The sequence below is a fragment of the Kytococcus sp. Marseille-QA3725 genome, assembly GCF_054950055.1.
Map to the genome: position 1 here is coordinate 1,510,023 of NZ_JBUCLA010000001.1, position 14,528 is coordinate 1,524,550.

A 14,528-nucleotide genomic window follows, 5' to 3' on the forward strand; every position below is an offset into this window, starting at 1 on the left:
CCGCAGCACCGGCCCCTCAGGGGCCCCAGGGCTCGGTGCGGGACAGGTACCGCAGGATCGCCCGCACGCGGCGGTTCTCCTCGTCCGGGGCGAGGTGGAGCTTGGCGAAGATGTTGGACACGTGCTTGGCCACGGCGGCCCCGGAGAGCACCAGCTCCTCGGCGATCTGGCCGTTCGACATGCCGCGGGCCATGAGCTCCAGCACCTCCCGCTCCCGGGCGGTCAGGTCGTCCAGCCCGGTGGAGCGGCGCGACATCATGGCGCGCGTGACCTCGGGGTCGATGACGACACCGCCGCGCGCGACGACCTCCAGCGAGTCCACGAAGTCGACGACCTCCGCGACGCGGTCCTTGAGCAGGTAGCCCGCTCCGCCGGCGCCGGGCGGCTGCGGCAGCCCGAAGAGCCGCTGGGCGTGCACCGGAGCGACGTACTGACTCACCACGAGGACCGCGAGCTGCGGGTGCCGCTCCTTGAGGGCCACAGCGGCGCGCAGGCCGTCGTCGGTCATGGTCGGCGGCATGCGGACGTCGGTGATCAGCACGTCCGGCAGGTCGCCCCGGGCCGCGGCCTCGTCGACCACCCGCTCCAGCACGTCCGCACGGGACTCCTGGCCGACCACCTCGTGGCCGCGGCGCTCCAGCAGGCCGACCAGTCCCTCACGCAGGATGGCCGAGTCATCGGCCACCAGCACCCTCGTCACAGGACCACCCCCGGCTCACCCCGCTGCAGCAGCAGCGGCACGCTCGCGGCCACCTGGGTGGGGCCCCCGGCGGGACTCGAGACCGTGACCTCGCCACCGAAGGCCGCGAGGCGCTCCCGCAGCCCCGAGAGGCCGTGCCCGGGCACCACCTCGGCCCCGCCCGGCCCGGTGTCGACCACCGAGATGCGCAGGTGCGAGTCCGCGGCCAGCAGCACCGTCGCCGACGCCCCGGGAGCGTGCTTGGCGGCGTTGGTCATCGCCTCGGCCGCGAAGAAGTAGGCGGTCGCCATCACGGCCGCCGGGATCTCCGGCAGCGAGTAGGGACAGACGATGCGGATGTCCCCCGGCAGACCGTCGGCGACCTGCTGCAGGGCCGCCTCGAGCCCCTCGTCGGCCAGCGTGCTCGGGTTGATGCCCCGCACCGTGGCCCGCAGCGCGTCCAGCCCCTCGGACAGGCGGGTGGCCGCCTGGTCGAGCAGGTCCGCGAGCTCCGGCTCGGCCCGGGCGGCCGGGTGCAGACGCGCCTCCCCGAGCAGCATCGAGGCCGCCACCACGTACTGCTGCGCCCCGTCGTGCAGGTCCCGCTCGATGCGGCGCCGCTCGATCTCGTAAGCCTCGACCACCTCCCGGCGGGAGGCGGTCAGCGCCGCCACCCGTCGGTGTGCCTCGGCCTCCCGGGAGGAGGCGCCACGTCGGTCGAACAGTCCCACTCGGCGGAAACTACCCGAGACCGGGCCCGGGGACGGTAGTGCCAGCACTACTGCGAGACCATCGTCCGCACGGTGTTCCGAGAGCCCGCCAGACCGTGGAATGAAGCCATGACACGACAGACCACCAGGCCCACGCGCCTCTCCACCCACGACATCACCGTGACCTATGGGTCCGTCGACGCCCTGGCCGGCGTCAGCCTCGACATCGCCGGCGGGGAGACGCTCGCCGTCATGGGCCCCTCCGGCTCGGGCAAGTCGACCCTGCTGCACTGCCTCTCGGGCATCGTGGTCCCCGGCCACGGCGAGGTCGAGTTCGAGGGCCGCTCGCTCTCCGGCATGAAGGACGCTGGACGCTCCCGGACCCGGCTGGAGGAGTTCGGCTTCGTCTTCCAGGACCACCAGCTCATCCCCGAGCTCACCGCCCGGGAGAACGTCGCCCTGCCGCGGATGCTCACCGGCACCGGCCGGGGCGAGGCCCTGCGCGACGCGGACGAGACCCTCGACCAGCTCGGAATGGGGGAGCTGCGCAAGCGTCGCCCGGGGGACATGTCCGGTGGCCAGGCGCAGCGCGTCGCCATCGCCCGCGCTCTGGGCGGCAGCCCGAAGGTCGTCTTCGCCGACGAGCCCAGCGGCGCTCTCGACCAGGCCACCGGCCACGAGGTGATGCAGTTGCTGACCGCCACCGTGGCTCGCATCGACGCGAGTCTGGTGCTGGTGACCCACGACCCGCAGGTGGCTCGCTGGTGCTCCCGCGTGGTGGAGATCCGCGATGGCCTGATCCACTCCGACCGCCTGGTCGAGCAGCCGCTGGGGGTGTCGGCATGAGCAATGGACACCCCGGACTCACCGGAATTACCCTCAGCCTGCTCAGGGCCAGACTGACGGCGGGTGAGGGAGAGCGCCTGCTCTTCGTCGCATCCGCCCTGGCCTACGTGGTCTCCTCAGCCCTCGCTTTCACCGTGGCCGGAGGCACCTGGATGTTCCATCGCCGCGCAGATGAACCCTTTGGGGTGATGGCTGAGATGGTGGCCTCCGAGGGAGGCGACAACTCGGTGTTGGCCATGTATGTCGGGCTCGCCGCCCTGGCCTGCTTCCTCACCGTTCCAGCGATCACGTCCTTGGCCGCCTCTGCCGCCGTCCTCGGTGCCCACGGCCGCGAGCGCCGGATGGCCGTCCTGCGGCTGCTCGGCGTCTCTTCACGACAGGTCACCCGCATGGCCCTCATCGAGACGGTTGCACAGGCCGTCGTGGGCTCACTGCTGGGGTTCCTCCTCTACTTGTTGGCGCTCCCGCTGTGGGGGCGCCTGACCATGCAGATGGAGCCGATCGGCCTCCGCGAGATGCTCCTCCCCTGGTGGCTGCTGCTGGGCGTGTCGGTCCTGGTCGTGGTGATCGGCACGATCGCCTCCTGGTGGGGCCTGCAGCAGGTCCGGGTCTCCCCGCTCGGGGTGGCCCGCCGCAGCAGCAGCCCGGCCCTGCGCTGGTGGCGACTGCCGGCCTTCTTCATCCTCGTCGGCATCGTGTGGGCCGGCATGGCCACAGTCCGTCCAAACCCCACTGTCCTGCCATGGATCATCACCGGCGGGCTGCTGCTGGCCCTGATGATCGGTGCGAACCTGGTGGGGCCGTGGGTCCTGCAGACCCTGTGCCGGGTGCTGGCCCTGCTGCCACTGCCCTCGGCGATGTGGGCGGCCCGCCGGGTTCAGGCCGATCCACGGGGAACCTGGAACCGGGTGGCGGGTGTGGGACTCATCGCCTTCGTCGGCGCCTACGTGAGCAGCATGCCGCTGCCGTCCGAAGCGCCGGACACCACCGACCCCGCTGAGATGTTCATGGTCAACATGGGCTGGGACATCACCAAGGGTGCGATCATCACCCTGTCCGTCGGATTCGTGCTGGCCGCCACCGCCACGTTCATCAACCAGACGTCGGCCGTCTACGAGCGTGCTGACCAGGCACGTGCCCTGGAGCGCATGGGCGCCTCGGTCGCTGTGATCCGTCGGGTGACCTGGCTGGAAGCACTCGGCCCCCTCCTCCTCGCACTCACCCTCGGTGCAGGACTCGGTATCGCCTTCGCCCAGGGACTGGCTGCGGCGGCCGAGAGCAGGGGTCTGGAGCACAGCGCCACCGGGCCGGTGATCCTCGCGGTCACCCTGGGCGGTGGCGTGCTGCTCACCGCCCTGGCAGTGGCCGCCACGGGCCCGCTCCAGCGTCGCACCCTGCTCACGCAGGAGCGCACGGCCGACTGATCGGCACACACAGGGGTGGTCCGTCCGGTGGGGCCCCGGACGGACCACCCCTGTGCAGGCGCGACGAGGCCCCCCGTGACAGACTGTCGCGGCATCCAGTGAAAGGTCACCCGATAACGCATGCCCGGCAACTCCACCTTCCGCCACACGAACACGTCCGTCCTGTCCGTCTCGGGCCTGCCCGCACCGGAGGTGCACACCTCGGCCGAGTTCGACGAGCGGATCATGACCTCCCTGCGCCGCAACAAGCTCGTACCGGGGGTGCTCCAGCGGCTGGTCGGCATCAAGGAGCGCCGCTGGTGGCCGGAGGACGTCCACTTCACCGAGGCCGCCGCCGAGGCCGGCCGCCGCGCCCTGGTGGACGCCGGCATCAAGCCCGAGCAGGTGGGGCTCATGGTGAACACCTCGGTGAGCCGTGACCACCTGGAGCCGTCCACGGCCGTCCGCATCCACGACGCGATGGGGCTGCCCCGCAGCGCCATGAACTTCGACGTGACGAACGCCTGCCTCGGCTTCGTCAACGGCATGCAGATCGCCGCCGCGATGATCGACTCCGGCCAGATCGAGTACGCCCTGATCGTCAACGCCGAGACCACCCGGCACACCCACGAGACGACCCTCGCGCGGCTGGAGCGCGAGGACGCGACGGCCGACGACATCCTGCAGCAGCTGGCCACCCTGACGCTGGGGTCCGGCGCCGCCGCGATGGTGCTGGGCCGCACCGACCGCCACCCGGAGGGCCACCGCTTCGTCGGGGGCGTCTCCCGCGCGGCCACCGAGCACAACGAGCTCTGCGTCGGCGACTTCGACCGCATGACCACCGACTCGGTGGCCCTGCAGGAAGCCGGCATCGCCCTGTCCGAGGCGCTCTGGGAGGACGCCGCCCGGGAGTTCGACTGGCAGGACCTGGACCGCTACGTCATCCACCAGGTCTCCACCGTGCACACCGAGCAGGTGTGCGACCGCCTCGGCCTGGACGGCACCAGGGTGCCGCGTACCTTCCCCACCTACGGCAACATGGGTCCTGCGGCCGTCCCGTTCACCCTGGCGCTGGAGGCCCCGCACCTGGAGCGCGGGGACCGCGTCCTGCTGATGGGGATCGGGTCCGGCCTGAACGCCTGTTGCGCAGAGATCGAGTGGTGAGCACCCCGTGACGACCCCCGCCAGCCCCCGGACGACCCCCCTCGACGAGCTGCCGGAGGTCGATCCGCGCTGGCAGCACTTCGTCGACCTGCCCGCGCGGGGTGACCTGCCCGCCGCGCGGATGGCCGTGCTCGACACGCACTCCCCGCAGATGGTGGAGGCCGGTGCCCGCCCGCAGGACGTGCGGCACGTGCTGGTGTGCGTCCACGGCAACCCGACCTGGTCCTACCTGTGGCGCCGCGTCCTGGAGCAGGCCCCGGAGGACTGGAGGGTCGTCGCCGTCGACCACGTCGGCATGGGCCACAGCGACCGGACGGCGGTCACCCGTCGGCTGGCTGACCGCATCGACGACCTCGACGAGGCCCTGGCCCGACTGGGGGTGCTGGAGGGTCTGCACGCCCAGCTGCCGGTCTCGGTGATGGTCCACGACTGGGGCGGCACGATCGGTCTGGGCTGGGCCACCCGCCACCGCGGGCGCATCGCCTCGACCGTCATCACCAACACCGCCCTGTGGCAGCCCGACGACCGCGTCCCCCCGGGCATCCGCGCAGCCCGTGCCGGTGGCCTGCACCGCGCGGCCACCGTGAACACCGCGACCTTCGTGCACGCAGCGGCCTGGGTCGGCCGCCCCGGACCGGACCCCGAGATCGCGCGCGCCCTGGCCTCCCCCTACACGCGTCGCGAGCTGCGGCACAGCGTGGGCGACTTCGTGGCCGACATCCCCCTGGACCGCGAGCACCCCTCGCGCGCCACGCTGGAGCAGGTGGCCGACGAGGTGGCCGCACTGGACGTGCCGGCGCTGGTGCTCTGGGGCGCCCAGGACCCCGTCTTCACCGACCGCTACCTGCGCGACGTGCTGGAGCGCTTCCCGGAGGCCGACGTGCACCGCTGGGGAGACGCCTCCCACCTGGTGCTCGAGGACCGCCCCGAGGGCGTGGAGCTGGCCTGGCGCTGGCTGACCGAGCACGCCTCGCCCGCCACCTCGACCCCGGTGGCCGCCGCCGGCGCGGGCGCGGGCGACGCCATCACCCCGGACCACGAGCCCGCCACGGACCCCCTGTGGTCCCGTCTGGTGGAGCGGGCCGCGCACGACCCCGAGGCCATCGCCATCGCGGAGCTCGCCAAGAAGGAGCTCCACTGGGTGACCGTCTCCGCGCTGGAGGGGCGCATCGAGCGGCTGGCCCAAGGGCTGCGGGCCCACGGCGTGCAGCGCGGTACCCGCGTGGCCGTGCTGGTGCCGCCGGGCATCGACCTGACCGTCGTCGTCTACGCCGTCTGGCAGGCCGGCGGCTCGATCGTCGTGGCCGACGCCGGGCTCGGGGTCCGCCCGATGGCGGGCGCCCTGCGCAGCGCCGACCCGCAGCTGGTCATCGGCATCCCGGCCGGCCTGGCCGCCGCCCGGACCCTGGGTGTGGAGGGCGAGCGCGTGGTCGTGCTCCCCGAGGAGACCACCCGCAGGACCGCCCTGGCCGGACGGGTCGCGGGCGCCGAGACCACCATGGCCGAGCTCGAGGCGCGCGGGACCCGCAGCGAACACCCCCTCCCCACACCCGCTCTGGACGACGAGGCCGCCGTCCTGTTCACCTCCGGGGCGACCGGCCCCTCCAAGGGAGTCGTCTACCGCCACCGACAGCTGCTGGCGCAGCGCGACGTCATCGAGCAGGCGCTGGAGCTGCGCACGGGTGACTCGCTCGTGGCCGCCTTCGCGCCCTTCGCCCTGTACGGCCCGGCGCTGGGCATGACCTCGGCCGTGCCGTACATGGACGTGACCAAGCCGGACACGCTGACCGCCGCCGCCCTGGCCGATGCCGTGGAGGCCGTGGAGGCCGACGTCGTCTTCGCCTCCCCCGCCGCGCTGCGCAACGTGGTGGCCACCCGGGGGGGCGTGAGCGTGCTGGACGGCGTGCGCACGGTGATGTCGGCCGGCGCCCCGGTGCCCGTGGAGCTGCTCGAGCAGGTCCGCGAGGTGATGCCGAACGCCGCCACCGTGACCCCCTACGGCATGACCGAGGCCCTGCCGCTGACGGCGGTGGACCCGCGGACGGTCCCGGCCGAGGAGCTCGCCACCAATGCCGGCGTGTGCGTCGGGCGCCCCGTCCCCGGGGTCAGCCTGCGCATCGCCCCGCTGGGCCCCGACGGGACCCCCGGGGGCGACGAGGTGCTCACCCAGGAGCCGGGCGTGGTGGGCGAGATCGTGGCCAGCGCGCCGCACCTGAAGAGTCACTACGACCGGCTGTGGGGCACGCAGGAGGCCACGGCACACCCGGCGGGTGCGCACCGCACCGGGGACATCGGCCACCTCGACACCGCGGGGCGGTTGTGGGTCGAGGGGCGCGGCATCCACACCGTCACCACCGAGCACGGCCCGGTCACCCCCGGCGGCATCGAGTCCCGCGTGGAGCGGCTGCCCGGTGTGGCGAACGCGGCCGTGGTGGGCGTCGGTCCGGCCGGGGCCCAGCGCGTGGCCGTGGTCCTGCGCCCCGAGGCCGGGACGGACCTGACGCTGCATCGCGGTTCGCCCGTCGCCTCGGTGGAGTGCTCCGACGCCGTCCGGCGCGCCGCCGCCGACGGGCCCGGTGCCGCGCCGGTCGCCGCGGTGCTGGTCCGCGACCGGTTGCCGGTCGACATCCGCCACGCCTCCAAGATCGACCGCACCGCCCTGGCCCGCTGGGCCGAGACGACGCTCGCCGGCGACGGAGGGCGGCTGCCCACCGGTGTGCGGGAGCTCGCCGCCGCGCCACTGCGACTGGTCCGTCGCCTCGACCGCGTGGGGTTCCGGCCGTGACCCGGGTCCTGGTCACCGGCGCCTCCGGCATGCTCGGTGGGGCCGTCGCCCGCGCTCTCGCCGAGCGCGGTGACGAGGTCACCGTCATGCAGCGCCGCCCGTCCGCATCCGGTCTGCGCGAGGTGCTCGGCAGCGTCGACGACCCCGAGGCCGTCGCACGCGCCGTGGCCGGTCAGGAGGCCGTGGTGCACCTGGCCGCCAAGGTCGACGTCGTGGGGCCGCTGGAGGAGTTCCGCCGCACGAACGTGGAGGGCACCCGGCTGCTGCTGGAGGCCGCCCGCGAGGCCGGGGTGGAGCGCTTCGTCCACACGAGCTCCCCCTCGGTGGCGCACGCCGGTGCCGCCCTGGTGGGCGTCGGCAGCGAGTCCGCCGCCCCCGACTCCGCACGGGGCAGCTACGCCCGCACCAAGGCCCAGGCCGAGCTCATGGCCCTGGCGGCCGACGGCCCGCAGCTCGCGGTCACCGCCGTCCGGCCCCACCTGGTGTGGGGGCCCGGCGACACCCAGCTGGTGGGTCGCCTGGTGGCCCGAGCCCGCGCCGGCCGGCTGCCCTGGGTCGGGGACGGTGCGGCCCTGGTCGACTCCACCTACGTCGACAACGCCCGGGACGCCCTGGTCGCGGCCCTGGACGCCCTGGCCGGTCCGCGCACGGAGCACTCCGCGCACGGCCGTCCGTGGGTGGTGACCAACGACGAGCCGCGACCGGTCGCCGAGCTGATCGCCGGCATCGTGCTGGCCCACGGTGCGCCTCTTCCCCGCTTGCGCATCGCGACCCCGCCCGCCGGGGCCGCCGGCCACCTGGTGGACGCCGCCGTGGCCGCAAGCCAGCGCGTCCGCCCCATCACCGAGCCGCCGCTGACGCACTTCCTGGTGGAGCAGCTGACGACCGCCCACTGGTTCTCCCAGCAGGAGGTCCACCGTGCCCTCGACTGGCGTCCCGTCGTGAGCCTCGACGAGGGTCTGGAGCGCCTGCGGGAGGGCATGTGACCGACTGGCAGGAGCTGGCCCGCCCGCTGGCGCGCCGCGCACCGGCGGCGGCCCTGGGAGTCGCCGGCGCGACCGTCCTGGGGGCCGGCACCCTCGCGTTCGAGCTGTGGCAGGCCAGCCGTCTGTCCGACGGCAGGCCCGGCAACGCCCCCGACGACAACGGCGTCTACACCCCCTCGGGGGAGCACCAGCGCCAGGAGGTCGACTCCCCCTGGAAGTTCGTGATGATGGGGGACTCGGTCGCCAACGGGGTGGGCGCGCAGCGCCCGGAGCAAACCATCGGAGCCCGCTGCGCCCGCCGGATCGCATCCCTCTCCGGCCGTCCCGTGTACCTGGAGAGCGTCGCGGTCAACGGCGTCACGTCGGTGGGGCTGGACGAGCAGGTCGACCGCGCCCTGCGCAAGTTCCCCCACCCGGACCTGGTGCTGCTGAGCATCGGCGGCAACGACATCGCCAAGAACGCCGACCTGCCGGCCTGCCTCACCGAGCTGCGCCGGGCCGTGCTGCGGCTGCGGGCCGTCGGCGCTGAGGTGGTCGTGGCCACCTGTCCGGACTTCGGCATGATCGTCTCCCTCGGCCAGCCGCTGCGCTGGGTGATGCAGGCCCGATCGCGCCGCTACGCCGTCCGGCAGACCGTCGCCGTCGTCGAGTGCGGCGGCCGCACGGTGTCGCTGGGGGCGCTGACGACGCGCGCCTTCCTGGACGACCCGGACGGGATGTTCCACACCGACCGCTTCCACCCCTCGGCCAAGGGCTACAAGCGCGCAGCCCAGGTGCTGGTGCCTTCCCTGCTGGACGCGCTGGGGCTGCCGGTGACCGAGCGGGACGCCCGCAAGGCCGAGGGCGCCGTCGTGGAGCTCGGGCAGCACACCACGCTCGAGCAGGCCGCCGTCCGTGCCGCGGCCCACGAGGGCACCGAGGTGCAGCTCTCGGACGAGCCGGTCGGCGGTCTACGCGCCCTCGTGCAGCGTCGCCGGCGCGATCCCGGTGACGACGCCGACAGCGCCCGCCCCGCGCAGCGCGAGGACGACGACGCGGACGTGTCGTAGATCACCCCGCGTGCGTAGGATGCGAGGTCCGTCCACCCCACCGACAGGAGCCCCCATGCCTGAAGCTGTGATCGTCTCGGCCACCCGGTCCCCCATCGGACGGGCCTTCAAGGGGAGCCTCAAGGACGTGCGCCCCGACGACCTCGCCGCGCAGATGCTGACCGCGGCGCTGGAGAAGGTGCCCGGGCTGGACCCGCGCGAGATCGACGACTTCTACCTCGGCTGCGCCGAGCCGTGGGCGGAGCACGGCTCGAACATGGCGCGCGTCGTGGCCGTGCTGGCCGGGCTGGACCACCTGCCCGGTGCCACGGTGAACCGCTTCTGCTCCTCCAGCCTGCAGACCACCCGCATGGCGATGCACGCCATCCGGGCCGGCGAGGGGGACGTGTTCGTCTCCGGCGGCGTCGAGTGCGTCTCTCGCTACGTCGACTTCTCCGGCGCCGGGGTGGCCAAGGCCGACTGGCAGAACCCCCGCTTCGCCGAGGCGAAGGCACGCACCGAGCGCATCGCCGCCGAGAACACCACCTGGACCGACCCGCGCGAGACCGGTGCCCTGCCGGACGTCTACGTCGCCATGGGCCAGACGGCCGAGAACGTGGCCACCCACAAGGGGGTCAGCCGGCAGCGCCAGGACGAGTGGGGCGTCATCAGCCAGAACCGTGCCCAGGCCGCCATCGAGGCCGGCCTGTTCGAGCGCGAGATCACCCCGGTGACGCTGCCCGATGGCAGCACGCACGCCACCGACGACGGCCCCCGCTTCGGCACCACCCTGGAGAAGCTGCAGGGGCTCGACCCGGTGTTCCGCGAGGACGGCACGGTCACCGCCGGCAACTGCTGCCCGCTCAACGACGGCGCGGCGGCGCTGGTCATCATGAGCGACACCCGGGCCAAGGAGCTCGGGCTCACCCCGCTGGCCCGCATCGTCTCCACCGGCGTCTCGGCCCTCTCCCCGGAGATCATGGGGCTCGGTCCGGTGGAGGCCTGTCGGCAGGCGATGGACCGTGCCGGGATGTCCATCGGCGACCTGGACCTCTACGAGATCAACGAGGCCTTCGCGGCCCAGGTTCTGCCCAGCGCCGACGAGCTGGATATGGACCCGGAGAAGCTCAACGTGCACGGCGGCGCCATCGCGCTGGGGCACCCCTTCGGCATGACCGGTGCCCGCATCACGACCACCCTGCTCAACGCGATGGTCGAGCGCGACGCCCAGTTCGCGATGGAGTCGATGTGCGTCGGCGGCGGTCAGGGCATGGCGATGATCCTGGAGCGGCTCTCCTGAGCCCCGGCTGACTCAGGCGCCGTGCTCGCGGCGCAGCCCGGCGAGGTCGGCGGCCATCCGGCCGCCGACCTCGGCCGTCTCCGGGGCTCCTGCCAGCCGCCCCCGGGCCACCGCCTCCAGGACGTCGGGCAGCGCAGCCGGCGAGGGGACGCGCACGTCCGCCGGTGGCCAGCCGTTCTCCCGCGCCTCCGCGTCGGCCCAGCCGGCGGCCAGCCCGCCGGCACCCTCCACCCACGCCTCGGGCAGGTCCGCGCGGGCGACGATGCGGCGGGCGCGGGTGAGCTCCTCGGCGAGCGCGGCAGGCAGTGACGGCATGGCGACATTCTCCCGGTATTCACCGCCGGTTCACACCGGGTGGGCATGCTGCCCCGGCACACATCCCTCGCACACTCGGGAGAATCATGTTCCGCCGCACCGCTTCGCTGGGCCTCTCGGCCGCCGTGCTCGTCGCACTCGCGCCGGCTGCCCAGGCCGCCCCGGACCAGGTCGACCTGCAGATCCTGTCCTTCAACGACTTCCACGGCAACATCGAGCCGCAGGACGACCCCGGCGAGCCCGGTGGTGCGGCCAACCTCGCCGCCCACCTGGACCGCCTGCGCGAGGGCCAGGAGCACACCGCCACCCTGTCGGCCGGCGACAACATCGGGGGCAGCCCGTTCGCGTCCGCCGCGTTCCGCGACGAGCCGACCATCGAGGCGCTCAACGAGATGGACCTGACCGCCTCCACCGTGGGCAACCACGAGTTCGACCAGGGCACCGACGAGCTGCTGCGCATGACCGAGGGCGGCTGCAAGGAGGACGGCGACGGCGAGGGCGGCCGCAACTCCTGCGCCCTGCCCGGCCACGCGTACCCCGGTGCCGACTTCCCGATGATCGCCGCGAACGTGGTCTGGAAGGACTCCGGCGAGCCGGTGCTGCCCGAGTACGAGATCCAGGAGTACGACGGCGTCAAGGTGGCCTACGTGGGTCTGGCGCTGGACGAGACCCCCTCCATCGTGTCCGCCGAGGGCATCCAGGACGTCGAGTTCCTGGACGCCGCGAAGACCGCCAACGACCTGGTCCCCGAGCTGCGAGCCCAGGGCGTCGAGGCGATGGTGACCGTGCTGCACGAGGGCGGCGAGTCCGAGGACGGCACGACCGTCGAGGGCGATGTCGTCGACTTCGTGAACGAGCTCGACCCGGCCTACGACGTGGTGCTCTCGGCCCACACCCACAACGAGTACGTCTCGGAGGTGGACGGCCGCCTGGTGACCCAGGCTCGCAACTACGGCCAGCTGGTCACCGACATCCAGCTGAGCCTGGACAAGGAGACCGGTGACGTCGTGCCGGGCTCGGTCGAGGCCGAGAACGTCGAGGTCACCCAGGACATCGAGGACGACGCCGAGGTCGCGAAGATCGTCGACGACTACGCCGCCGTCATCGGCCCGCTGGCCGACGAGGTGCTGGGCACCGTGACCGGCCAGGTGAGCCACGACCGCTACGGCTTCGGCGTCTCCCCGCTGGGCCGCATGATCGCCGATGCGCAGCTGGCCGACGACTCCGTGGTGACCGGCGGCAAGGAGCCGGTGATCTCCTTCATGAACCCCGGTGGCGTCCGCGTGCCCGCGCTGGACCAGCCCGGTGAGGACGGCTCCACCGACGGCGAGATCACCATGGAGGAGGCGTTCAGCGCCCAGCCCTTCAACAACTACCTGGTGACGATGGACCTGACCGGCGCGCAGATCCACCAGATCCTGCAGGAGCAGTGGAGCGGCGAGAACGCGGGCGAGACCAAGATCCTGCAGACCTCCACCGGCTTCACCTACGGCGTCGACGACGCCGAGACGCCGGAGCTGGTCGAGGGCACCGTGGAGGTCGACGGCGAGCCCGTGCCGAACGACGACTCGCGCACCTACCGGATCGTGACGAACAACTTCCTGGCCGAGGGCGGCGACGGCTTCCCGACCTTCGCCGAGGGCAAGGACGTCTACTTCGGCGGCCTGGACATCGACGCGATGCGCGCCTTCCTGGTGGAGAACTCGCCGTACACCCCGGAGGAGCCGGGTGTGCCCGAGGTCGGTGCCGAGGGCCCGATCGTCGACACCGGCGCCGAGTTCGCCCCGTCGACCGGTCTGCTGACCACCACGACCGTCGGCCTGGTCACCCTGCTGGCCGGTGCGGGCGTGCTGACCTTCGCCGGTCGCCGCGGCTGAGCACCGTCCCGCGAACGCACGGAGCCCCCGTCGACCGGCTTGAACTGCTCCCCGGGAGTTGGACTGAGAAATCAGTTCCGACTCCCGGGGAGTTCGTGATGGAGGCCAAGAGTTCGTTGTCATCGCAGGAGCGGTTGACGGCCGTAGAGTTCTTCGAGTCTGGTTGGGGCTCTCGCGCCGTGGCCACGCGGCTGGGCAAGAGCCGCTGGGCGGTGCGAAGTCTCTACCGACGCTGGAAACTGTCAGGCCGAGGAGCGTTGGTGGAGCCACCGAAGAAGTCCTACCCGTTCGAGGTCAAGCTTGAGGCCGCCCAGCGCTACCTGGCCGGTGAATCCAAGGTGGCACTGGCCGGCGAGTTCGGGGTGCCCTCACCGCCCCTGATCGCGACCTGGGCCAGAGTCCTGAAAGCCGAGGGGCCTGACGGGCTGCGCCCCAGACCCAGGGGCCGCCCGGCCAGGCCTTCGGAGCCGGTCTCGGAGCTCGAGGCGTTGCGCCGGGAGAACCAGCGCTTGCGGGCGCAGAACGCCTACCTGGGAAAATTGCAGGCCTTGATGGAGCAGCAACGTCGGCCAAGGTGAAGGCCGTCGTTTCCCTCAAGGCGCAGCACCGTCTGGGTGACCTGCTGGCCGCGGCCGGTCTGGCGCGCTCGACGTTCTTCTACCACCAGGCACGCCTCTTGGAGCCGGACCCGCAGGCCGAGCTGAAGACCGCGATCACCGAGGTGTTCACGGCCAGTCGCAAGCGTTTCGGGCACCGCCGGGTCTGGGCGCAACTACGCGCCGACGGGTGGGTCGTTTCCCGCAAGACGGTGTGGAAGCTGATGCGCGAGCTCGATCTGCGCTGCCCGATCCGCAGGCGCCGGTTCCGGTCCTACCGGGGTACCACCAGTCGCACCGCGCCCAACGTGCTGGACCGTGACTTCACCGTCACCGGGCCGAACCAGAAGTGGGTCACCGACGTCACCGAGTTCCACATCGGCCCGGACAAGGTGTTCCTCTCAGCGGTGATGGACCTGTTCGACCGACAGGTCATCGGCGCCACCATCGGCCCTTCCCCGACCCTGACGCTGACGAACTCCTCCCTGCAGCAGGCCCTGACCACCTTGGAACCGGGCCAGCACCCGATCGTGCACTCCGACCAGGGATTCCAGTACCAGCACGCCACCTGGCAGGAATTACTCGCACGGGTCGGTGCGACCGCGTCGATGTCCCGCAAGGGCAACTGCCTGGACAACGCCGTCATCGAGAGCTTCTTCGGTCACCTCAAGGACGAGTTGTACTGCGACACGTCCTTCACCACACCCACCCAGCTCACGACGGCCCTGCGGGACTACCTGGCCTGGTTCAACCACGACCGCCCCCACAGCAGCAACGAGGGCCTGGCCCCGGTGCAGTACCGGAACCAGACCCTCGCTGCCGCGTGAGACCCCGTACGC

At 72.5% G+C, this 14,528-nt stretch carries 11 protein-coding genes and 1 pseudogene; 9 read left to right on the forward strand and 3 right to left on the reverse strand.

All coding sequences use genetic code 11. The features are described 5' to 3' along the window. Positions 1-16: 16 nt before the first annotated feature. Together ACY8FT_RS06905 and ACY8FT_RS06910 are read right to left on the reverse strand one after the other, a co-directional pair. Positions 17-685 (reverse strand): response regulator transcription factor, encoded by a 669-nt coding sequence (locus ACY8FT_RS06905; protein WP_462418159.1) that lies wholly within the window; start codon positions 683-685, stop codon positions 17-19. Positions 686-696: 11 nt separating this feature from the next. Continuing rightward, positions 697-1,410, reverse strand: coding sequence for a sensor histidine kinase (locus tag ACY8FT_RS06910; protein WP_462418160.1), 714 nt, complete (start codon positions 1,408-1,410; stop codon positions 697-699). A gap of 108 nt (positions 1,411-1,518) precedes the next feature. Here ACY8FT_RS06910 and ACY8FT_RS06915 point away from each other — a divergent pair, with 108 nt between their 5' ends. The 7 genes from ACY8FT_RS06915 to ACY8FT_RS06945 all read left to right on the forward strand — a co-directional run bounded on the left by ACY8FT_RS06915 (position 1,519) and on the right by ACY8FT_RS06945 (position 10,901). Beyond that, on the forward strand, positions 1,519-2,235 hold the full coding sequence (locus ACY8FT_RS06915) for an ABC transporter ATP-binding protein (protein WP_462418161.1): 717 nt from the start codon (positions 1,519-1,521) through the stop codon (positions 2,233-2,235). Beyond that, the gene (locus tag ACY8FT_RS06920; RefSeq protein WP_462418162.1) at positions 2,232-3,659 is read left to right on the forward strand and encodes an FtsX-like permease family protein; all 1,428 of its coding nucleotides are present in this window, start codon (positions 2,232-2,234) and stop codon (positions 3,657-3,659) included. The genes ACY8FT_RS06915 and ACY8FT_RS06920 overlap by 4 nt, the downstream gene beginning before the upstream one ends. A 120-nt stretch (positions 3,660-3,779) precedes the next feature. Continuing rightward, positions 3,780-4,802: a 3-oxoacyl-ACP synthase III gene (locus tag ACY8FT_RS06925; RefSeq protein ID WP_462418163.1), complete on the forward strand. Its 1,023-nt coding sequence runs from the start codon at positions 3,780-3,782 to the stop codon at positions 4,800-4,802. Positions 4,803-4,809: 7 nt separating this feature from the next. Continuing rightward, positions 4,810-7,587, forward strand: coding sequence for an alpha/beta fold hydrolase (locus tag ACY8FT_RS06930; RefSeq protein WP_462418164.1), 2,778 nt, complete (start codon positions 4,810-4,812; stop codon positions 7,585-7,587). After that, entirely contained in the window at positions 7,584-8,573 is a 990-nt protein-coding gene (locus ACY8FT_RS06935; protein ID WP_462418165.1) for an NAD-dependent epimerase/dehydratase family protein, read from the forward strand. The genes ACY8FT_RS06930 and ACY8FT_RS06935 overlap by 4 nt, the downstream gene beginning before the upstream one ends. Next, on the forward strand, positions 8,570-9,622 hold the full coding sequence (locus ACY8FT_RS06940) for an SGNH/GDSL hydrolase family protein (RefSeq protein ID WP_462418166.1): 1,053 nt from the start codon (positions 8,570-8,572) through the stop codon (positions 9,620-9,622). The genes ACY8FT_RS06935 and ACY8FT_RS06940 overlap by 4 nt, the downstream gene beginning before the upstream one ends. A 55-nt stretch (positions 9,623-9,677) precedes the next feature. After that, positions 9,678-10,901 carry an acetyl-CoA C-acetyltransferase gene (locus ACY8FT_RS06945; protein ID WP_462418167.1) on the forward strand — a complete coding sequence of 408 codons (1,224 nt, stop codon included), beginning with the start codon at positions 9,678-9,680 and terminating at the stop codon, positions 10,899-10,901. A gap of 12 nt (positions 10,902-10,913) precedes the next feature. Here the strand turns inward: ACY8FT_RS06945 and ACY8FT_RS06950 are convergent, their stop codons facing one another. Beyond that, the gene (locus tag ACY8FT_RS06950) at positions 10,914-11,216 is read right to left on the reverse strand and encodes a hypothetical protein (RefSeq protein ID WP_462418168.1); all 303 of its coding nucleotides are present in this window, start codon (positions 11,214-11,216) and stop codon (positions 10,914-10,916) included. Between the two features lie 86 nt (positions 11,217-11,302). Between ACY8FT_RS06950 and ACY8FT_RS06955 the strand changes: the two genes are divergently transcribed. Further along, entirely contained in the window at positions 11,303-13,093 is a 1,791-nt protein-coding gene (locus ACY8FT_RS06955; protein ID WP_462418169.1) for a bifunctional metallophosphatase/5'-nucleotidase, read from the forward strand. A 159-nt stretch (positions 13,094-13,252) separates the two neighbouring features. Continuing rightward, a pseudogene (locus tag ACY8FT_RS06960) lies at positions 13,253-14,516 on the forward strand (IS3 family transposase). The last annotated feature ends 12 nt before the right edge of the window (positions 14,517-14,528 follow it).

What these genes read in the sequence shown, in the direction of transcription:
- ACY8FT_RS06955 (WP_462418169.1), top strand. Translation starts at nt 11,303, where the DNA reads ATGTTCCGCCGCACCGCTTCGCTGGGCCTCTCGGCCGCCGTGCTCGTC.
- ACY8FT_RS06920 (WP_462418162.1), top strand. Translation starts at nt 2,232, where the DNA reads ATGAGCAATGGACACCCCGGACTCACCGGAATTACCCTCAGCCTGCTC.
- ACY8FT_RS06945 (WP_462418167.1), top strand. Translation starts at nt 9,678, where the DNA reads ATGCCTGAAGCTGTGATCGTCTCGGCCACCCGGTCCCCCATCGGACGG.
- ACY8FT_RS06915 (WP_462418161.1), top strand. Translation starts at nt 1,519, where the DNA reads ATGACACGACAGACCACCAGGCCCACGCGCCTCTCCACCCACGACATC.
- ACY8FT_RS06925 (WP_462418163.1), top strand. Translation starts at nt 3,780, where the DNA reads ATGCCCGGCAACTCCACCTTCCGCCACACGAACACGTCCGTCCTGTCC.
- ACY8FT_RS06950 (WP_462418168.1), bottom strand. Translation starts at nt 11,216, where the DNA reads ATGCCGTCACTGCCTGCCGCGCTCGCCGAGGAGCTCACCCGCGCCCGC.